This window comes from Pseudoalteromonas sp. DY56-GL79 (genome assembly GCF_041414765.1).
GTDB classification, from domain to species: domain Bacteria; phylum Pseudomonadota; class Gammaproteobacteria; order Enterobacterales; family Alteromonadaceae; genus Pseudoalteromonas; species Pseudoalteromonas piscicida.
Genome location: NZ_JANHZS010000007.1, coordinates 159,490 through 181,451 on the forward strand (window position 1 = coordinate 159,490; position 21,962 = coordinate 181,451).

General features: G+C 42.8%; 17 protein-coding genes. 4 read left to right on the forward strand and 13 right to left on the reverse strand.

Annotated features, from left to right (window positions below):
• Window positions 1-4 precede the first annotated feature (4 nt).
• The 4 genes from pheS to NO992_RS07100 form a co-directional block, all read right to left on the reverse strand.
• Window positions 5-985 carry a phenylalanine--tRNA ligase subunit alpha gene (gene pheS / locus NO992_RS07085; protein WP_010604038.1) on the reverse strand — a complete coding sequence of 327 codons (981 nt, stop codon included), beginning with the start codon at window positions 983-985 and terminating at the stop codon, window positions 5-7.
• Window positions 986-1,068: 83 nt separating this feature from the next.
• Window positions 1,069-1,773, reverse strand: a complete 705-nt coding sequence (hda, locus tag NO992_RS07090; protein ID WP_138527255.1) for a DnaA inactivator Hda — start codon at window positions 1,771-1,773, stop codon at window positions 1,069-1,071.
• A 1-nt stretch (window position 1,774) separates the two neighbouring features.
• On the reverse strand, window positions 1,775-2,836 hold the full coding sequence (locus NO992_RS07095; RefSeq protein WP_253104513.1) for a DUF2066 domain-containing protein: 1,062 nt from the start codon (window positions 2,834-2,836) through the stop codon (window positions 1,775-1,777).
• Between the two features lie 123 nt (window positions 2,837-2,959).
• Window positions 2,960-4,132, reverse strand: a complete 1,173-nt coding sequence (locus NO992_RS07100) for a sensor domain-containing diguanylate cyclase (RefSeq protein WP_017219234.1) — start codon at window positions 4,130-4,132, stop codon at window positions 2,960-2,962.
• Window positions 4,133-4,311: 179 nt separating this feature from the next.
• Between NO992_RS07100 and NO992_RS07105 the strand changes: the two genes are divergently transcribed.
• Window positions 4,312-4,752, forward strand: coding sequence for a VOC family protein (locus NO992_RS07105; protein WP_253104510.1), 441 nt, complete (start codon window positions 4,312-4,314; stop codon window positions 4,750-4,752).
• 80 nt (window positions 4,753-4,832) lie between these two features.
• Here the strand turns inward: NO992_RS07105 and NO992_RS07110 are convergent, their stop codons facing one another.
• From NO992_RS07110 to dapB, 8 genes are all read right to left on the reverse strand, one after another.
• Window positions 4,833-5,585 carry a substrate-binding periplasmic protein gene (locus tag NO992_RS07110; protein WP_371375551.1) on the reverse strand — a complete coding sequence of 251 codons (753 nt, stop codon included), beginning with the start codon at window positions 5,583-5,585 and terminating at the stop codon, window positions 4,833-4,835.
• A gap of 225 nt (window positions 5,586-5,810) precedes the next feature.
• The gene (locus NO992_RS07115; protein ID WP_371375554.1) at window positions 5,811-8,609 is read right to left on the reverse strand and encodes a collagenase; all 2,799 of its coding nucleotides are present in this window, start codon (window positions 8,607-8,609) and stop codon (window positions 5,811-5,813) included.
• Window positions 8,610-8,862: 253 nt separating this feature from the next.
• Window positions 8,863-9,138, reverse strand: a complete 276-nt coding sequence (locus NO992_RS07120) for a hypothetical protein (protein ID WP_371375558.1) — start codon at window positions 9,136-9,138, stop codon at window positions 8,863-8,865.
• Between the two features lie 358 nt (window positions 9,139-9,496).
• The gene (locus NO992_RS07125; RefSeq protein WP_371375561.1) at window positions 9,497-10,093 is read right to left on the reverse strand and encodes a hypothetical protein; all 597 of its coding nucleotides are present in this window, start codon (window positions 10,091-10,093) and stop codon (window positions 9,497-9,499) included.
• A 155-nt stretch (window positions 10,094-10,248) separates the two neighbouring features.
• The gene (gene greA / locus NO992_RS07130; protein ID WP_010377973.1) at window positions 10,249-10,725 is read right to left on the reverse strand and encodes a transcription elongation factor GreA; all 477 of its coding nucleotides are present in this window, start codon (window positions 10,723-10,725) and stop codon (window positions 10,249-10,251) included.
• A 46-nt stretch (window positions 10,726-10,771) separates the two neighbouring features.
• Window positions 10,772-13,990, reverse strand: coding sequence for a carbamoyl-phosphate synthase large subunit (gene carB / locus NO992_RS07135; RefSeq protein ID WP_039495519.1), 3,219 nt, complete (start codon window positions 13,988-13,990; stop codon window positions 10,772-10,774).
• Between the two features lie 16 nt (window positions 13,991-14,006).
• Complete coding sequence (gene carA, locus NO992_RS07140) at window positions 14,007-15,143, reverse strand: glutamine-hydrolyzing carbamoyl-phosphate synthase small subunit (RefSeq protein WP_371375564.1); 1,137 nt, start codon at window positions 15,141-15,143, stop codon at window positions 14,007-14,009.
• Between the two features lie 206 nt (window positions 15,144-15,349).
• Complete coding sequence (dapB, locus tag NO992_RS07145) at window positions 15,350-16,153, reverse strand: 4-hydroxy-tetrahydrodipicolinate reductase (RefSeq protein ID WP_010377967.1); 804 nt, start codon at window positions 16,151-16,153, stop codon at window positions 15,350-15,352.
• Window positions 16,154-16,587: 434 nt separating this feature from the next.
• On the opposite strand from dapB, the gene NO992_RS07150 reads away from it, so the two are divergent.
• Window positions 16,588-17,901, forward strand: a complete 1,314-nt coding sequence (locus NO992_RS07150) for a Na+/H+ antiporter NhaC family protein (protein ID WP_371375567.1) — start codon at window positions 16,588-16,590, stop codon at window positions 17,899-17,901.
• Between the two features lie 73 nt (window positions 17,902-17,974).
• Entirely contained in the window at window positions 17,975-18,754 is a 780-nt protein-coding gene (locus tag NO992_RS07155; protein WP_371375570.1) for a nucleoside-binding protein, read from the forward strand.
• A gap of 313 nt (window positions 18,755-19,067) precedes the next feature.
• Here NO992_RS07155 and NO992_RS07160 read toward each other — a convergent pair whose 3' ends face one another.
• Window positions 19,068-20,087, reverse strand: a complete 1,020-nt coding sequence (locus tag NO992_RS07160; protein ID WP_371375573.1) for a tetratricopeptide repeat protein — start codon at window positions 20,085-20,087, stop codon at window positions 19,068-19,070.
• 192 nt (window positions 20,088-20,279) lie between these two features.
• Between NO992_RS07160 and NO992_RS07165 the strand changes: the two genes are divergently transcribed.
• Window positions 20,280-21,818: an adenylyltransferase/cytidyltransferase family protein gene (locus NO992_RS07165; protein ID WP_371375576.1), complete on the forward strand. Its 1,539-nt coding sequence runs from the start codon at window positions 20,280-20,282 to the stop codon at window positions 21,816-21,818.
• Window positions 21,819-21,962: the final 144 nt, after the last annotated feature.

Sequence of the window (21,962 nt, forward strand, 5' to 3'; positions counted from 1 at the left end):
GCTCTTATCTGAATTGGTTTAGGAATTTTAAGTCGTTTTCGAAGAAAGCTCTTAAGTCAGTTACGCCATAACGTAACATCGTCAAACGCTCAACCCCCATACCAAAGGCGAAACCAGTGTATTTTTCAGGGTCAATGCCTACCGAGCGTAATACGTTCGGGTGCACCATGCCGCAGCCTAGTACTTCAAGCCATTTACCATTTTTACCTTTTACGTCTACCTCAGCTGAAGGTTCTGTAAACGGGAAGTATGAAGGACGGAAGCGAATTTCCATATCTTCTTCAAAGAAGTTGCGTAGGAAATCGTGCAAAATTCCTTTAAGTTCTGTAAAGCTCACGTTAGTGTCGACCATCAAGCCTTCAACTTGGTGGAACATTGGCGTATGTGTTTGATCGTAATCGTTACGGTATACACGACCTGGCGAGATAATTCGCAAAGGCGGCTGCTCAGCTTCCATAGTACGGATCTGAACGCCACTGGTTTGTGTACGTAGTACCAGTTTAGGATTGAAATAGAAAGTATCATGATCGGCACGCGCTGGGTGGTGCTCTGGAATATTTAGCGCGTCAAAGTTATGAAAGTCATCTTCAACCTCAGGGCCAGATTTAACAGCAAATCCTAGCTCACCAAAAAACTGCTCAATACGTTCAATGGTGCGAGTAACTGGGTGAAGGCCACCAGCTGGCATTGTACGACCCGGCAACGTCACATCAATCGTCTCAGCTGCTAGCTTCTGCTCAAGTGCTGCATTGGCTAACGCTTCACGTTTTACCGTAATCGCATCTTGTACTTGGGTCTTAGCTTGGTTAATCACTTGACCTGCATCTTTACGCTCTTCTGGTGCTAGTTTGCCTAGCGTTTTAAGAAGACCTGTGATCTCACCTTTTTTACCAAGGTAGTTAACTCTAACTTCCTCAAGGTGCGCAATTTCGCTTGCCTGCTCAACGGCTTCAAGGGCTTGCGCTAAAATATTTTCTAAATTCATTGTCTACCTGATCTTTGCTGAGGTAATTTGCTGTTATTTAATCTCTTATGATAACTGAATTGCAAGGCGATATTCTAGCCCTGTTACAGCTTTAAAGTGGCTTTTATAAAAGGAATTGTTAACTTTCTTTGCGCAGCCATGGATGCGTGATCGAGTTTATCCAACACATCAAGTAAAGCGCGCATATCACGACTCAATCTCGTGAGCAAAAATCGCGCACATTCATCGGAGAGCTCAAGGCCACGCATGTGTGCTCTTTTTACTAAGGCTTCGGCTTTATCATCATCACTCATCGAGCGGATCTGAAAAGTCGTTCCCCAGGTTAGACGCGATTCTAAGTCTGGTAGTGACAAATTCAGCATGTTGGGCAACAGATCGGCAGTAACCACTAGGCATTTGCCTTTTTCATTAAAACGATTGAAAAAGTTAAATAAGGCTTTTTCCCACGCTTCATCTCCTGCAACCAAATGTACATCGTCTATACAAACTACATCCAATGCATCGAGCCCATCTAATACCAAGGGGCCAAAATCCAAGACTTCTCGCATCGACAATAAAATAGTCGAGAGTCCAAGCTCTTGCGCTTCAATGCACGTGGCATAAAGCAAGTGCGACTTGCCAGAGTCTGCCAATCCACACAGGTAAGTGTACTGAAATCCGGCTAAACGACGGGCAAGACCATTTTTTAAGTGGCTTACCTCTAATGACGCTTCACCGCCAAAATAAGAGGCAAAGGTTTCGTCATCAGGCAGTGTCACTGGCAACGCCATTTGACGTGGCGATTCCATCCTATTTGCCCACCCAATTATATTTAAGGTTGTCTTCGTCTGCGATTTGATAATAGGCTCTCGGGTCTTCGTACGCCTTAAAACTTTGCTCCAATGCAATGGTTTTACGCAAATCTGATACGCTTGAGGTATGTTCAATCGCAAACTTCACAGCTGTTTTCGCACGGTAGATCACATCGACATCCACTACAGTACTCATAGATAGCAAACGACGCTTCGCCATTTCTACATCCGTAAATGACTGTAATTGCTCAACAACGATTTCAGTTCGATGGGCTTCTAAAGTGAGATTAGGATCGATAACATATTTCTGAGCTAAGGTGCTAGATAGCTGGTTCACCATATCAATAATAACTTGCTGCTTGTCACCGACATATTGCTCAGGCTCAAAATATTCGGCATCAGTGTAGCGCCAATCTAGCTGCCAAGAATTTGTATGGGGAGGCTGGAACAAGCGTGCGGTGATAACGCGCTCCGCCTCATAACGCAATGACGCTTCCTCTACTTCGTTAGAAAAGTTTCCCCATACCTCTGCGATACTCACATTGCTGCGATCTTCAAGATCCATCAAAGGAACAACCACTGGCACGCCCCATTCGTCTGCGGTGTCATAAATCAGACGTTCGAGTTGAGGGTAGCTTTCTTGCGTAACAAACTCTCGGCGGAAATTATCTTCAATCACCATCCAAATCGCGACCATAGGACGGCGGTTACCCCAAAGCGGTAGACCAGCTTCTCTGACTAGATCTTCGACCTTACCAGGCTCAAACTCCACCTTTATTTTGGTTACGCCTTGTCGATCATAATATTCATATCTCAGCATGTAATCTGAGATGCGCTTAAGGCTCGCTTGGATAGAAGGGTGAGAAAAATCATCGGCTTTACCTGTGAGCTTTTGCAACACTTTTAATAATGCCTGTTGGCTCGCTTGCGCTCGCGTTGCGCGAGATTTGTCGCTAACACTCAGCGAGGCTTCATATAAATTTTGAACTTCTACTGCTTTTGCCGTCATAGCAAAACAAAACAGTGCAATAAGGATCAGCCTGATGATCATAATGTCCATGTTTTTCTGACTATAAAGCCTGATCCTAAATCAATCATCTGCTTAAAGCAAAGGGCAACGAGCAATATCATGAAATTTTATAAAAACATGATAAATAACAAAATATTAATCTTATATTCAGTGTTATTTGAAGCTAAATGAAACCTGATTCTTGCCCTTTCCTTTCGACTCATAAAGCGCTTGATCCGCTACTTTTAATAACGATTCCGCACTGAATTCCATGCCCTCAGAAACCGCCATGCCGATGCTACACCCGACATTGACCAACTCACCATTGGTAAGCAAGATATCTTCATTTATCACACTCAAAAGGCGATTTGCTAAGCTTTCAAGCAAGTCTCTGGCAATTTTTTCATTAATCACAAAGACAAACTCATCTCCACCAATACGACAAACAAAATCATACTCTCGTAACGCTTCTTGTAGACGTCTTGCTACGTGTACCAAAACCTCGTCACCACTATGATGGCCATGATTATCATTAATCGGCTTGAAGTTATCTAAATCTAGATACCCTAAATATACATTTACCGGCTGTCGCATCGAGCGAGCAGACATTTTATTCAGCTCGTTAAAAAGGTATTTTCGATTCGCCAATTGCGTAAGATTATCGTGGTAGGCATCAAACTCTAGCTTTTCTTGAAGTGATTTGCGCTTTTCGACTTCTGTTCTTAACTCTTCTAAACTCACACTAAGTTCACGGGTGCGTTTTTCTACCATTGCTTCCAATTCAAGCTCATGGGTTCTAAGTGCTGTATTCGCGTCAATGAGTGCTTGCTGGTTTGCAAATGCATCCATCGCAGAGGCAATAACATGACTAACGGTATACAACAAATCCACCATGGCTTCTGAATATTCATCGCTACGACGGTAAGATTGGATCACAAACGCGCCTAAATGCTTGTCGCGATTGATTAGCGGAAAGCACAACCATTGCTTGGGGAAACTGCCTAACATTTCAATAACCCCTTTCTCGGTCAATGCCATCAAAGCATGCTCAGAATAGTTCTTTACACTGTCAGAGCGCAGCGCATAACTAGTAAGCGTTTTATCTATTTCTGTGCTAGTTAGACTATTTAATTCCTCGAGCGAAATACTGTCTTTGACATCATGGAAATAGGGAAATTCAAACTCGCCATCTTGTCTTTGCAAAACCACATAGAAATTGTCCGCGTAAGTAATTTTTTGCACAATACAGTGCACATTCAACAAGAAATGCTCCAAAGATTCGCTGGTGTTTAAGCACGAAACGATATCTGTCATGCTATCTATTACTTCAGGAAGTTCTGCCATCATTGAGCGCCCTTTTGAAACATTAATTCTCAATCTCACAAAAGCTTAACTAGCAGTACTAAAAATTACCAGAAATCAATTACTTTTTTATACGGTCATCTAGGTGCCTGAGGTCTGTTGACCTTTCAATCTGATGTGTAACACTTTAAACTTTGCTGACTAGAGTCTAAACGGAATACATAATGAAATACTTACATACCATGGTACGTGTACGTGATCTTGACGAATCAATGAAGTTTTATTGCGACCTCTTAGGTCTCGTTGAAGTGAAACGTTATGACAGTGAACAAGGCCGCTTTAGTTTAATTTATCTCGCCGCCCCTGATCAAGTTGAGCAGGCTCAGCAAAGCTTTTCTCCTACTATCGAACTTACCTATAACTGGGATCCGGAAGAATATAGCGGTGGTCGTAATTTTGGCCACTTGGCCTTTGCCGTAGAAAACATTTATGCACTTTGCCAAAAGCTGCAAGATGCCGGTGTGGCTATCAACCGACCACCGCGCTGTGGTCACATGGCATTTGTTAAATCTCCAGATGGCATTTCGATCGAATTACTCCAACAAGGTGATGCATTGCCTCCAGCCGAGCCTTGGCAGTCAATGGAAAACACGGGTAGTTGGTAATAATTGCTGATAATCACTAAAGCACCGGAGCGATGTATCTAACCTGAAATAAGAATAGCTACTGCTCCTTTCCCCTTACTTTAATAAGCAAGATGGTAGCTTTTAAGCAATTTCACCAATTGCTTTTTGAAAGGCTTGGAATCTAACACCTGTTGTAGCGCCTCAAAATCCGATGCTGAATTTTTAGGCGCCAATATTGCTCTAAAATAGGTTTCATGGGGATTTTGAGAAAAGTGAAACACTCGCTTCCAACCATTTTTAGCAACAAGATATTCTGTCGTAGACCGACTGACAATGGCAATACTCACCCGCCTTTTGAGGATCATCTCCAATAGTGCTTCTTCGGAATTTACGTTCACTCGCTGGATATTGGCTTGCTCCACTCCTTGGTCCAAGTGGCGATAGTAGTACCCTGCAATGGCGCCAACTTGATTACCGTACAATGAGCTAGGGTGATAATACTCAAACGGTTGCTCTACATGCGAGACGAATTCGTCCGTGTCATACATTAACGGGCCGCTCCACAAATACTTTTGTTTTTTGCGGTCATCAAACCAAGCCGGGTTTACTCCTAAAATAAAACCTTTGAGCGTTTGCTGTTCGAGCTGCTTATCTAAGCGTTTACGTGGTACGAAACGTACTTCGACCTGCAGCTCTTTTTGCACGGCATTAATCAGTTTTGCTAAATCAAAATAAAGACCTTTTTGCGCTTCTAGATCAATAATATAGGGCGGCTTATGATGATATACGTAAAGAATTTGGGTTTCAGCGGCTGTCACTGAAAAGGCCACCATTAACCAAATGGAAATGGCAATAAAGTACTTTTTTAACACTGAGTGCCTCGTGTCTAACCTAAACTTTTAATACAGTTTAAAAATACAGCCTAGCTCCTTCTCGGCACATCCGTTAATTCCTTTTGCATGTTTTTAAATGAACAAAGGGACCAAAGGCCCCTTACTTTACAAAAATATAACAAAAACAAATTATGAACAAGTAATAACTGTGATCTGTATCACCCGTTTAATTACTTTCATTATTTCTGCCTTAGTAACGCGCTATTACTGACAACCATCTTTATTATAAGACACCTTCAGCGCTGCACCCGTTGGTGAGCCTGACACTTTCAAGTATCCCCAATATTCAGATTGCGCACTTATCTCAATGCACTCTTGGTTACCTTGATTGAATGAGCTTGCATCCACATTAGTGCCATTTGGCCATCCTGCATTGCTGTATTCAAGACCAAGGTCACCACTACCATGGGCAGTTTTTATCACCACCGATTGTTGACCACTGACGTTCTCAAGGCTAAACCACATCGGATCTTGGCTTCCAAGGCAAATTGTTTCATCCGCTGCTAATCTACCATTAGAGACACTACCCTGCGACTGACATACGTCCTCTATTGTTGAAGTTGTTACGATTTCTCCTAACAACTGCACATTTTCAAAGCGATTATAACCATGCAGCATAATGTAATAGGTGCCAGCGGCAGGTGTAGTGATTTCACATACCTCTTCGTTACCGGATTGGTATGGTCTGCAATCATACTCGCTGAACGTTGGCGCCGAGCCCAACTTAACGTAAAGATCGGCATCACCTGTACCTCCAGACATGCTGATGACTAATTTATCAGTGCCAGCAGTAACATCGATTGAAAATGCAACTTGTTCATCTTGCTCGCCCGCAACCGTGACAGGTACGCCAGACTGTAGTTTGTTTGAAGTCGTTGCGTTTACAGTAGCCACTGTATTACTAGTGTGATTCAAACCGCTAGAGTCGCTCACTGTTAAGCTAATTTGATACTCGCCAGCTTGCACATAACTGTGCGTGGGATTGGCTTCATTACTTTGGCTACCATCACCAAAACGCCACAGATAAGTGAGTGCATCACCATCAGGGTCGACACTACCTTGGCTTGAAAATAGTATCGCTTGATTAACATCACCAGAGTATGGCCCATTAACCTCTGAAGTGGGTGCGTTATTCTGACCACCAGCAGCAAGCTCGTTGCACCATTGAACAAACTCTGATTGATACTGTGATGCGAGGCGGTCCATACGGGCTTGGTACGCATTCCAATTTGCTTGTCTCGTTTCTTGTCGCATTGCGAGCACTTCATCAAAGTGTTTTTCATACAGGAATCTCACCCCTAAATAACCCCAACGGTAAATTCTATCTTGATCAAAACCGTCATACGTCGTGCTGAAGATTTCGGCTAGCGTATATACTGAGCCATCTTTGATTGTATCTATTGCGGCTTGATTATCATTGAGGTTTGCAATGTACTCAGCCACCCCTTCGCTCCACCAGACGATAGGCTTAGTCGGAGCATTAAAGTCACCATACAGGTCAAAACGCCCATCAAGATAATGTACGTATTCATGCTCTAAGTTCCAGATGTAATGATCCGGCTTTGCATAACTGGCCTCGTATGCAACAAAATTAGCAACGTTATTCACATCGCTAGGATCACCCTCTAAATACATACCACCGTTGTCGGTGCTGATTTTAAAAATGGCTTTGGCATATTTTTTATAGTCTGCACTGCTATTAAAGATATTCACTTGCAGAAAATCATTGTTATCATCGGCAACCGGTAAGCGGCCAGTTTCCAGCATGGTGTGGAATCGCCCTTCTTCCGCTTCCATGGTTTGACACGCTGAAGTCAATTGCTGAGCGGTGAGCGCTTGTGCTCTAATCTTTATTGTATCGCTACAACTATGTTGTTGAGAAAGTACTTTGGTCTCAAGTTCTTTATCAAAATTACAAATGCCAAACTGGCTACAATCAGCATAATAGGTCGCGACATCAGCCGCAGCTAACCAGACACCATCGCCAAAGCCATAACTGTTATAACGCGAGAATAAAGCGGTTAATTGCGTGTCGACTGACTCTTGAATAGCTGCACCATTGTATAATTTAAGTCGAGCCAATTCGCTCGCAGCATTGATGATTAGATATTCAGAGTCTGAATTGACCATCCAAGTTTGTGCAGTGAAGCTCCCTAGTAAACTCACCAATTGTTGATCGTTTTTAACCAAAGCGACAAAGTTATCATTCCACTGACCTCGATATAAGATAGTGAAAATGCCGTTTACCGCACTGCGCATATTCCACTTTTGAGCGTAGCTTTCATTCCATTTAGATAGCCATGCTTTTACAACTGGCAGATAGTGCCCCTGTAGTTCTGATGAGTCCATTGTAGTAATAGCCTCACCGAGTACTTTACCATGAGCATCATTGTCGTCGTAGAAATGGCTATTGCTAACAAAAGCATCCAACGCATCTTTAACAGCAGGTTTAACCCAAGTAGCAAAAGTCACCTGGTCATTGTAAAACTCAACGTAAAAGCCAGCGCGAATAAATAGATAAAGCGCTTCTAGGTCGGCACTGCCGTTGCCTGAATAGCTTTGCGAAAGCGACTTGGCATTTTGCGCCGCAGCATACATTTTATCTGAAGTGAATACTTGTGTTTGGATGCTGCTGTCAGCGGAAAACAAAGCATTGATACAGCTCGTGCCCTGTTGCTTTATTTCAGTAACAATTTGGCTGCCGCCCGCACTTGCTAAGCTGTTTAGATCACACGCAGCAATCGCTTCACTTTGGCTTACGTCCATCGCTTGCAATAATGGCGTGTGTTTAGCAGATAATAGCGGCATACTCCTTGTTGGTGTATGTGCAACGGGTGCTCTATCATGCAAATTTTTGTGCTCATGGCCATGGGAAATGTTCGTTTCCACTTGAACCGATGCATCGAGCGGCTTAAAGAGTCGCTGTGATTCTTGATGTGCGTTGGCTGAATTTATAGCTGTAAGCGCAGATAGCGCCAAAGTGAGTTTTGTAATTTTCATCATTTACCTTTCCTGTTGTGTATCCAAACCCGATTGGGTTATAGATTTTTAACACTAAAATTACAATGTATACAATATATTTTATATAACTTTATGGAATAGTGGCTCGACGGAAAAGCCACCATAATCTTAAAAGCGGGTATCCATAGGGGGAAAGTCGTTGGTTATAAATTCACCCAATTGGTTGATCTTTATGATTAAAAGTCCAACCAATTGACGAAAAGAAGGAATAAAAATTTATAGTGAGTGGAATAAATTAGATCTTATCAATATGGGAAATGGCGCCAGAAGTGATTTTTACTCTCACTCGATAAGCGGATAGCGTGATTGAATAAACACCGTCATTTGGTTTTTGTGCTAATAAATGCTGTAGCCCTAACAGCAACTCATCTGTATCGTTACCACTGCTGGTGTTTCTTGAATCTAGGTATTCTTTTCCCTGCTTCAGTGCCTTATCCAAAACCACTGAAGCGACTTGCTGAGTAGACTTATTTTTCAACGTCTTAAACAATGCGCTTTTTAATAAACTCATGGTTATTCTCCTGATAAAGATACCGATTCATACTAACATATCACTTATGAACCGGTGCCTAATTGGTTTTGGGAACAATCCGAGTGTAACAAGCTCGCACTAAAAGTCTAAAGCAAATTCGTTTCAAACTATGTCAGATGTGTATGACCCCTACGCTATCTCAGCTAAATAACCTGAGGTTTGGATAAGGAATGAGCCAACTCATTGTTTTTTAACTACATCAAATTATTTCCTAATCTAGCCAGAGAGTTTTAGGGATAACCAGGCTAATTTACGCACCAATAGCAGGCTATTGGCAGTGAATTCAACGCAGTTAGCGCTGAAACTAGCTGCTAGAAAGGCATTAATTATTCGAAGCTCAGGTTAAATAATTTATTTGCTCAGCAAGTTGCTTACCGGAGAATAGCTTCGGTACAAAGTGTAATAGATTCAAGGAAAGCTGATGCTCTGAGCGAGTGGTATTTACTAAGCTGGGTAAAGTACCTAATTCGCTGCTTATATCGTGCCAAACGGGATTAGCCTCATTGAGCTTGTCATAAGCAATCGTATTGAACTCGAAATTTTCAAAATATTCATCAACTAAGAATAAGGGCTGAGTGAGCTTAAGCGAATCAAGTAACTCACGAGAGAAGCTTTGTCGCGCTTCTGAACTATTATTGGTAAAGAAGTGATCTGGTAGATTATAACCGATGATTAAATCAGAGCTTGCATACAAGCTATTGGTATACAACAAAGCAGTAAGAATAAGATAGGTATCGTATCTTGCTAAACTCACACCTTGCAAAAGCTCACTCTGCTTACTAAGGTCGATCGCACATCGACTACGCATGGTACGCCAAAAACAATGTTGATTCTGGGAGAGATCCCGCGCGCCAGCACCTGCCAAGCTAGATTTCCAACTCGACATAAACAATTCAAACCCTTGTGTTTTGAATTGATCGACTTCAAATGACATCCATTTCTCCTAAAAATGTTTGTTCCAAAAATACATAGGCATCAAACAAAGCTATAAGAATATAGAGAAATGGCAATTACACGGCATTACAGCAGCAAAAGTAGAAATGATTATTATAGTAAAAAGCCCGCGGATGCGGGCTTTAAAAGAAAGGATTACTTGTATTCAACTTCAATGATTTCATATTCAACAGCACCATTTGGCGTTTGAATATTCACCGTATCATCTAGTTCTTTTCCGATTAATCCACGCGCAATCGGTGAATTAACAGAAATCAAGTTGTTCTTAAGATCGGCCTCGTCGTCACCAACGATACGATAAGTTACTTCTTTGTCTGTATCTACATTCACAATAGTCACAGTACTACCAAAAATAACCTTGCCGTTGTTCTGCATTTTAGTCACGTCGATGATTTGTGCTGTCGAAAGCTTAGCTTCAATTTCTTGAATTCGGCCTTCACAAAAACCTTGCTGCTCACGTGCAGCATGGTATTCAGCATTTTCTTTCAAGTCACCGTGTTCACGTGCTTCTGCAATATCTGCAACGATTTTCGGGCGAACAACTTTTTTTAAATGATTCAGTTCATCACGAAGCAATTCTTCGCCTCGTACTGTCATCGGAATTGATTGCATAAGTATCTCACTCATTGCCAGAGCTGACGCTCTGGCCTTGTTCTTTTTAGTTCAAACGCTGGTGTAGTTCTTGAACAGAGTTTACAGAACTTCTGTCGTCAGCTTCATTCGCTGTACAGTTTGCAAACGCTGCATTTAGCGTAGTGGTGTAGTTAGTCTTATGCTGAAGTGCACCACGACGTAACACCTTCGAGTCCTCAATAGCTTGGCGACCTTCGGTAGTATTAACGATATAGCTGTACTCACCATTCTTGATACGGTCAAGAATATGAGGACGGCCTTCGAATACTTTGTTTACGCGACGTACTTCAATACCCGCTTCTTCAAGCGCTTTCGCCGTACCATTCGTTGCATCTAACTCAAAACCAATTGCTTTCATTGTCTTAGCTAGTTCAACTACGCGTGCCTTATCACCATTGCGCACAGATAGTAGCGCGCGGCCGCCACGTGGTAAAGTGTTTGATGCACCTAATTGGGCTTTTGCGAATGCTTCGGCGAAGTTTTCACCAACACCCATCACTTCACCCGTCGAGCGCATCTCTGGACCACGCATTGGGTCAACACCTGGGAACTTAGCGAATGGCAATACCACTTCCTTTACACTGTAATATGGAGGGATAACTTCCTTCGTTACACCTTGGCTTTCAAGAGACTGGCCAACCATACAACGTGCAGCAACCTTTGCAAGTGCAACGCCTGTTGCTTTTGAAACAAATGGTACTGTACGAGCAGCACGTGGGTTAACTTCAATCAAGTAAACTTGGCCGTCTTTCACCGCGAACTGGGTATTCATCAGACCAACAACACCCAGCTCCAGCGCCATATCACGGACTTGCTTACGCATCACGTCTTGAATATCTTGTGGCAACGTGTGTGCAGGCAATGAACAAGCCGAGTCACCCGAGTGAACACCTGCTTGCTCGATGTGCTCCATAATACCGCCGATGATAACATTCTCACCGTCACAGATAGCATCTACGTCTACTTCAATTGCATCGTCTAAGAAACGGTCAAGTAGTACTGGTGCTTCATTAGAAACAGACACCGCTTCTGTCATGTAGCGACGTAAGTCGTCTTCATCGTACACGATTTCCATTGCACGACCACCAAGTACGTATGATGGACGAACAACCAGTGGGAAGCCAATTTCTTGTGATTTAGCAACTGCTTCTTCTAGTGAGGTTACCGTTGCATTTTCTGGTTGTAGTAGGTTTAGACGCTCTACAAGCTGTTGGAAGCGCTCACGGTCTTCTGCGCGGTCGATAGCGTCAGGAGAAGTACCAATCACTGGCACACCATTCGCTTCAAGATCTCGTGCCAGTTTAAGTGGAGTTTGACCACCGTACTGAACAATTACGCCTTTTGGCTTTTCAACACGGACAATTTCTAGCACGTCTTCAAGTGTAATTGGCTCGAAGAATAAGCGATCAGACGTATCGTAGTCTGTTGAAACCGTCTCTGGGTTGCAGTTAACCATGATAGTTTCATAGCCATCTTCACGCATCGCAAGGGCAGCGTGTACACAGCAGTAATCGAATTCGATACCTTGACCGATACGGTTAGGACCACCACCGATAACCATGATTTTGTCTTTGTCAGAAGGATTCGCTTCGCATTCTTCATCATACGTTGAGTACATGTAAGCAGTGTCTGAGCTAAACTCTGCAGCACATGTGTCTACGCGCTTGTAAACAGGCAGAATTTCAAGCTGGTGACGCTTCTTGCGAATTTCTTTTTCTGATACGCCTGCGATTTCGGCAATGCGAGCATCTGAGAAACCTTTACGCTTCAAGCGGCGCAGGAAGTCTTTGTTTAGACCTGCCATGCCCACTTCAGCGATTGTCGCTTCATCTTTTAAGATGTCTTCGATTTGCACTAGATACCAAGGGTCAACTTTAGTGAGCTCAAATACCTCTTCAACAGACATACCGTGACGCATCGCATCAGCAATATACCAAATACGCTCAGCACCTGGCTCGCGTAATTCACGGATGATCGTTTCTTTTGCGTTTGGCGCGTCAAGTGCAACGATTGGGTTCAGACCCGTAGCACCCACTTCCAGGCCTCGAAGTGCTTTTTGTAATGACTCTTGTTGGTTACGACCAATTGCCATTACCTCACCAACCGACTTCATTTGCGTAGTTAGACGGTCGTTTGAACCTGCGAATTTTTCGAAGTTAAAACGAGGGATCTTAGTCACTACGTAGTCGATTGACGGCTCAAATGATGCTGGAGTTGCACCACCTGTGATGTCGTTTTGAAGCTCATCAAGCGTATAACCTACGGCAAGCTTGGCTGCGATTTTAGCGATCGGGAAGCCCGTTGCTTTTGACGCAAGCGCAGAAGAGCGCGATACACGCGGGTTCATCTCGATGATAACCATACGGCCATCAACAGGATTGACACCAAACTGAACGTTTGAACCACCAGTTTCAACACCAATTTCACGAAGTACCGCCATCGAGGCGTTACGCATGATTTGATATTCTTTATCAGTTAGCGTTTGTGCTGGTGCAACTGTGATTGAATCACCAGTGTGTACGCCCATTGGATCGAAGTTTTCGATTGAACATACGATGATACAGTTGTCGTTTTTGTCACGAACCACTTCCATCTCATATTCTTTCCAGCCTAATAGGCTTTCATCGATAAGCAGCTCATTTGTTGGTGACAGGTCAAGACCACGAGTACAGATCTCGTCAAACTCTTCCATGTTATACGCAACACCACCACCGGTGCCGCCCATCGTGAACGAAGGACGAATAATACATGGGAACCCGATGCGAGTTAAGATATCGTGCGCTTCATCCATTGAGTGTGCAATTTCAGCACGAGGACATTCTAAGCCGATATTTTTCATCGCCGCGTCAAAACGCTCACGGTTTTCCGCTTTATCGATTGCATCTGCAGTCGCACCAATTAGCTCAACGCCATGTTTAGCAAGCACACCGTGCTTATCTAGGTCTAGCGCACAGTTAAGTGCTGTTTGGCCACCCATAGTCGGCAGCACTGCATCAGGCTTTTCTTTTTCAATGATCTTTTCTACCACTTCCCAGTGAATAGGCTCGATGTAAGTTGCATCCGCCATTTCAGGGTCAGTCATGATAGTCGCAGGGTTAGAGTTAACAAGAATAACTCTATAGCCTTCTTCTCTAAGCGCTTTACAGGCCTGAGCACCAGAGTAATCGAATTCACATGCTTGGCCGATAACGATTGGGCCTGCGCCCAAAATCAGAATGCTTTTTATGTCGGTACGTTTTGGCATTATTACTCCGGTCTAATTAAGCGTTGCGAGATTGCATTAATTCAATGAAATGGTCGAATAGCGGTGCCGCATCATGTGGACCAGGACTTGCTTCAGGGTGACCTTGGAAGCTAAACGCTGGCTTATCAGTACGGTGAATACCTTGCAGTGTGCCATCGAACAGTGACTTGTGCGTTGCACGTAGCGTATCAGGAAGCGTTGCTTCGTCAGCAGCAAAACCGTGGTTTTGTGCAGTGATCATCACGACATCACGATCTAAGTCTTTAACCGGGTGGTTACCACCATGGTGACCAAACTTCATTTTTACTGTTTTCGCACCAGAAGCGAGTGCTAATAATTGATGGCCTAAACAAATACCAAAAATAGGTGTATCTGTTTCTAAAAATGCTTTGATTGCTTCAATGGCATAAGTACATGGCTCAGGGTCGCCAGGGCCATTTGATAGGAAGATACCATCAGGGTTTAATGCAAGTACGTCAGCAGCGGAGGTTTCTGCTGGAACAACGGTTAACTTACAGCCTCTATCAACTAACATTCTAAGAATGTTCTTTTTCACACCAAAATCGTACGCAACAACATGGAATTTTTCTTCTTCAGCAGAAAGCGTTTTAAAGCCCTCGCCTAGAGTCCAGCTTGATTCACGCCATTCAAACTGAGATTCTGTTGTTACTACTTTTGCTAAATCCATCCCTTTCAAGCCAGGGAATGCTTGCGCCGCTTCTAGCGCTTTTTGCTCGTCTACTTCGTCGCCTGCGATGATACAGCCGTTTTGAGCGCCTTTATCACGTAAAATGCGAGTTAGTTTACGAGTATCAATATCTGCGATCCCTAAGATATTGCGTTCTTTCAAGTAATCACTTAATGATTGTTCGTTACGGAAATTACTCGCAAGCAGTGGTAAGTCACGGATCACTAGGCCTTTTGCCCAGATCTTGTCCGCTTCCTCATCTTCGCTGTTAGTACCGGTGTTGCCGATATGTGGGTAAGTAAGCGTAACGATTTGTTCCGCGTATGAAGGATCCGTTAAGATCTCTTGATACCCCGTCATTGACGTATTGAATACCACCTCACCGACTGACAAACCGTCAGCACCGATAGCAGTACCGCGAAACACCGTGCCGTCTTCAAGGACTAACAGAGCGGATTTAGTCAAGTTAACCTCCTAATAGTAAAAAACGGGCGAAAGCAAAACGCTCAACATCCCGTCTACAAAGCGCTTGGTAACACGCAGTTATTAAAATTTTGGCAAATTCGTTATAGTCTACAGCATGAATGCCTTTTCGTCTAATATAAATCACAAAATTTATAAAAATAAGCCATTAAACTCTTTTTTTGCTTTAAAGCCTCAAAATGTTATACTTACTTCTTTAAATCTAGCACATCTTGCATATCATAAAGGCCTACTGGTTTATCTTTTAGCCACTGCGCAGCCCTTACAGCACCTGATGCAAAGGTCAATCTCGACGCTGCTTTATGTGTTAATTCAAGCCTTTCCCCCATTGTCGAGAAGTAAGCCGTATGTTCACCTACTATATCTCCCGCTCTGAGGACCGAATAACCGATTTCTTGTTGAGATTTCGCTTCGTGGCTCTGACTTCGGTCGTAAACCGCAACCTCATCATGTTGCCAGCCTTTTGCTTCTGCAATCGCCTCTCCGATAGCGAGTGCAGTTCCTGAGGGTGCGTCGATTTTGTTGCGGTGGTGCGCTTCGAAAATTTCAATATCCATGTCGTCAGCCAGCTTTTGTGCGGCTGTTTGTACTAGGTTCAGTAGCAGGTTAATGCCAACGCTATAGTTGCGAGAAAACACAATTGGGATATCTTTTGCGGCTTCCACCAACAGCGCCATTTCGTTTGCAGTCAGTCCAGTAGTACCGATCACCATCGGTTTTTTAGCGGCAATTGCAGCTGATAAATGCTGCTTCATGCCCTCTGGCAAAGTGAAGTCTATTAATACGTCAACATTTTCAAGCTTACTTTGCTCGGAGCTAAAACAGATATTTGCGTCTGCTTGAGGCTGCAATTGATTAACTGCTTTATCAAGATATTGTGAATTATCTCGTACAAAAGCGTTGGCCAGCTCTACTTGTTGCGACAAATAACAGGCTTCAATCAATGCTAACCCCATTCTGCCATTCGCACCGTAAATACCTATTCTTGTCATACGTTACCCTTTTTTATTTGCGATGTTGATTATCCAAAAGGCAGCAACGATGGCTAACCGGATAATAGAAATGTGTTTTTGCGGGAGTAGAGTTTACCGTATCTGTGTGTCATAGTCAGTTAAGTTGAAAATAATAAAACATTAGACTTTAGACGTCTAAACATATAAACTGCCGCGCTCACTCACCTATTGAAGTTGAGAGATTTTCATCTTATACCAATTGCATTAAGTAAATGGGCTACTTTGAAGCGGAAAATAGCTTTAGTAGCTAGGCAAAAATTTTGCTATTTAGTTGTTCTAAATGAGAAATTTTTAGCGACGCTAATATGCTAATTCCCCGTTCAAATTGGTTGGAGAATTAATACAATTGGTATTAGGTGTGTTGTGCGGTTTTACAGCTGACTATTGGCTGTGCTTTATTGTTGGGGAGTGCTATGCAACCAAATTACAATCAAACAAAGGCAAAATTATCATTATTGCCGCTGTTGACCTTTGTAGGGATTTTTCTTGGCGCAGGATTGTATTTGCAATCGCAAGGCGTTGATTATGCGTTTTATCAATTAAAAGCTCCTGTCGCGATTCTACCAGCCATCGTTCTCGCTTTTTTACTTAATAAAGATACCATCAACCGCAGCGTCGAAACTTTTATTCAAGGCGCAGGACACAGCAATATTATCACCATGTGCCTCATCTATTTATTAGCAGGAGCTTTTTCTGCGGTTGCAAGTGCCACTGGCGGTGTTGACGCTGTGGTTAACGCCGGTTTATCACTTATTCCTCCGGCATTTTTATTACCCGGCTTGTTCCTTATTTCTGCTGTCGTCTCTACCGCAATGGGAACCTCCATGGGCACAATTGGTGCAATTGGACCTATTGCTGTTGCCGTCGCGATGAAAACCGGAATTGATCCAGCACTAATGGCTGGCACCATCGTTTCGGGCGCAATGTTTGGCGATAACTTATCTATTATTTCTGATACCACAATCGCGGCAACACGAACGCAAGGTTGTGAAATGAAAGATAAATTTAGAGAGAATCTTAAAATAGCTCTACCAGCGGCACTGCTGACTGTTTTACTATTGGTGTTTTTAACCCCAGAGCCGCAGGTTGTAGAAACCAAGCCGTTTGATTGGTTATTAGTTTTACCATACGTATTTATTTTGGTCTTGGCGGTGATTGGTATCAATGTCTTTGTTGTGCTCTTTAGTGGTATTGTGTTTGCCGGCTGTATGGGTTTTGCCGGTGACTATCAAGGCGCTGCCTTCTTAAACGATATCTATAAAGGCTTTAGTGATATGCAGGAGATTTTCTTGCTGTCGATGTTTATTGGTGGTTTATCTGAATTTATTCGTATCAATGGCGGCCTAGATTTTTTAGCCAAACAGATCCAAAAAATTACCAGCATTATCGCAAAATGGCACCGTCAAGTAGCTGATCAACTCGGTATTGCTGCACTCGTGTTAACAAGTAACTTGTGTATCGCAAATAACACGGTAAGTATCATAGTTGCTGGCCCCGTTGCTAAAAAACTGGCTGAAGATGGAAAGATCTCAGCTAAGCGTTCGGCAAGCTTACTAGATATTTTTGCTTGTGTTATGCAAGGCTCTTTACCCTATGGTGCACAAGCACTGCTACTCGGGGCCACGTTTAAAATCAGCCCTTGGGACGTATCTAGTTCTTCTTATTACTGTTTCATTTTGGCTTTCACCGCCATTACCGTTATCTGCCTAAGAAGAAATAAAGCATAATTTATTCGGTTTACGCGCCCAACTTTGGGCGCTTTTGTTATACTTTCATTTTTAACGCTATCCGAATTAATAAATGAAAATCAACACACTCATCATTTCCTCCTCACTCGCTTTTAGCACATTTGGTTATGCTACTGATTGGAGTACAACACAACTACATATAAACCACGGTGATTTCAAAAACCCGTTTAGCAGAAGCGAAGCAACGGCAACGATTTACTCATTACAACATGCGTCTGGATATCGCTACGGCGATAATTTCTTCTTTATCGATTACAGCAAAGATGACCTTAGTGATGGTTACCAAGACGGTGACTTTTATGGAGAGTGGTACTCGAGCTTATCGATGTCAAAGATTGCAGGCTTTAAGTCTTCTTTCGACGCCATAGCTGACGTTAGCTTAACAATGGGTTTCAATGCAGCCGGAGACGCTAAGGTGATGAAATACTTGCCAGGTGTCAAAGTAAATTGGAATTTTGAAGGGTTCAATTTTTTCTCTTCTACCTTCACACTTTATCAAGACGATAGCCAAGGTATTAGTCATGGCGGTGCGCCTAAAGAAAGTGATAGCTGGATGATAGATCTCGCTTGGGGTTACCCCTTTACAATTGGCGAGCAAAAGTTCTACCTCACAGGTCACGTAGAATATATTGGCGAGCGAGAGAACGAGTTGGGTAATGACGTAAAAGGCTGGTTGCTCGCGCAGCCAATTCTACAATGGGATCTAGGCAACGCGGTAGGTATGCCTGACAATCAGTTAATGTTAGGTGTTGAATGGCAATATTGGCGTAACAAACTTGGCACAGATACCAATGAATCTGTTCCCCAGCTACATCTAGCGTGGACTTTCTAACTCTGAACTCGCTTTTGACCTTTGATTTTATACCAATTTGACTTAATACTTGCTCAATTTGAGGAATTAAATCTGACGCTAGCTGTGTTAAAAATTTATCATTTAGAACAACTAAATAGCAAAATTTTTGCCGGGCTATCGACAAGATTTTTTTGCCTCAAAATAGACCACTTAATTAAGTAAATTGGTATTACTCTGTGATGGTTAAGTCAAAGGTACTCATTATTTATCAGCCCCTACCTGACTACATCTACTATTCAACGTATAAAAGACGGTGCTGTGCTCTACTATGGTAATAGTTTTTTGTGATGGATTAGTGCTCACACCAAGATAGCGCAACTACCAGTAGCGAAGCATTCGTCGATACACTGGCTGCCACTTGTTGCTGCTCAGACAACAACGTATTATAAAATGCTATCAACTCTGGGAGCTGCAATGTATAAACATATTTCTCCATATTGCTGCCGTAATCACTTTGGAGCAATACGGGTAAAGTCGAAATAAGAAACTCTACTTGATCTGCTTTTGGCTGTATGCCATTTCTACTTCTTTGAAAAATTAGCTCCTGCCAAGTAAACACAATAGATAATTCTTTATCCTCTAACGCACTTAGCTGAGTTTTCACTGTATTCATATAGCGTCTATAGTTTTTCCACTGATTGGCAAGCAAATAAACATTTAATAAATTTAACCCCGTATAGCTCGCCTCGTAAGCTTGCTCTGCTTTTTGATGATAGAGGAAAGCTTGCCTATATAGTCTTGCAGCATGCTGATACTTACTCATATCGAAATAAACATTAGCTAAGTTATTGTTAAGTGCCGCTTCCAGTTGTTCATCCTTCACCTCAGACAATGTCGGCGCTAAGATATCGACAGCTTCTTCTAACTGCCCTGTTGTTCGATATAAAACGGCAAGATTATTAACTATAAGTGGCCTTTGCTCGTGAGTTGAGTACTTAAGTGCACATTCATAGTTTTTTTGCGCAAGCGCAGGCTTACCTATTCGGCGATAGTAAATCGCGAGGTAATTTGCAATTTGCCCCTTTTCGGACTGCAAATACGCAAGCCACTCAGCATTTTCAGAAAATAGCGCTACTATTTCATGTATTCTGACCGTATCGTTTGTTTTAATTGCAGCTTCTAAACCGGCACGATGTATCTCATAGATGCCTTTAGAGGGTTGTGTTGGCAGTTTGAGCAGCGCTGCTTCATATACCCGAGTTGCTTGTGTTGGATTAGAGGTGTTTAAATCTTGAATAACCTGTAATGTCTTAAACAATTCATCAGGGGCGAGTACTGTCAGAGAAGAAACAATAATTAAAACTGGTAGCACTTTCGCTCTCCGATTTCCTGATTTAAAGTAATCATAGTGGAGCTTCCGCTGGTTGGCAAAATGCCCGAGCGTGCAGAAGCATAAAACTGCTAGCGACTTCACATTAAACACATCAAATCCATTAAAGTGGGTCATCAAAATATGGACTCTGTGACTACAAAAACTAAAAGCAGCCAACTAGGTATTTAATCGATGCAGAAAGATACAGCAATTCAACAGTCACAGCTTAATAAAAAGATGACACAGGCTATCGAGTATTTTACTTCGGGCCAAGACCAAGCAGCAGAACAAGCATTTCAGCAGCTATATCAACAGCAGCCCACCCAGCAGGTCATTTTATATCTCGCACAATTGGCACAACGAAGACAAGCCGGGAGTGAATGGATTGAACAACTTGAAGCACTGCTACATAAACACCCAGATGTACCAGATAGCTATTATATTCTCGCTCGTAGTTATCAACAAAACAGACAACTACCACTCGCCGCTCAAACCTTTTATCAAGCGCTAGGATGGCGCTTGCAGCATGACGCACTGACAAACATTGCAAAAGTTCAATCATCCGAAGTACCAATACATGAAAGCGCGAACTCAACTAAACTAACTCCTGAAAACGCATTACACCTATTACTACAAACGTTGTCATCCTTAAAAAAGGCGGGGTTTTATGCTTTCCCTACGGCTGGTAGTTTGCTTGGGTTAGAGCGTGAAGGTCAACTCTTAGAAAATGATAAAGATATTGATATTGGTATCGACTGGTCTCACATGGAAAGCGCAATCGAACATTTACAGCATCTTGGCTGGCAGGAAGAAGCGCAATCCTATGGACTTATAAACCCTCGGTGTTTTCGCCACCAATCAGGCTTGGTGCTTGACCTTTGCGGTTATGCCACAGAGCAAAGCACTGGAGACACCATATCAGGTTTATGGATGCGAGAAGTACCTTTTACTTGGAATAGAGTGACGCGTTTCTCTGCTATTCAAGTTGTGAGCATCAGCTCACCTGCCGGAGAAATTTGTTATCCCCAGTATCCAGAACAAATCTTACAAGCATTATATGGATTGGATTGGAAAATGCCTGACGCAAATTTTGATACCATCGTCTGCGCCCCGAATATTATACAAGATTCCTACTTATATTACTGTTATGCCTACTCTCACCTCTACACTGAGTGGAAAAAAGGCAACTTCAAAAAAATGCATGCCATGCTTAAGGTGCTATTACAATTCAAACCTCATGACGGTCTTTTAAAAAATCTTATGCAGTTCGTACAAAAGCAGATGAAATCACAACAGCCGTGCCGTGTTTTAGCGCTTGGTTTTTTTGATCTGCTTCACTCTGGTCACTTAACGTATTTGTCGTTAGCGAAATCACACGGTGACTACTTAGTTGTTGGGGTCGCACCGGATGCTTTTGCGTTAAAAAGTAAGGGACGACCGCCAATAATGGATCAAGACGAGCGCTTAAGTATTATTAAGGCATTAGCATGCGTAGATAAAGCGGTTTTAGTCGGTGCACCAATGGCCGATACTGAGCGAGCAGCGCACTGGATCGCACAACAAAGAGTAAACCTTGTGATCTGCGGTGATGAATGGCAACACACGCCCCGTTGGCAAGCATTGGAAATAGCTTTAGCACCACAAAATATTCGAGTTGTTTATATCCCTTATACCCAAGGAATTTCAAGCACTAAAATTAAAGAAAGAATACAAAACCTCAATGAGAATTAACGCTGTGTATCTGGTAGGAGCGAGTTTACCTCGCGAGGTTTTAATTGCTTGCGAGGTTTTCTGTTTCGTAAGCGTCGCCTGAACCACACCTAGCTACTGAATACGCTCAGCCTATAAAGTACAGCTCTGACCTCAATTCGGAGC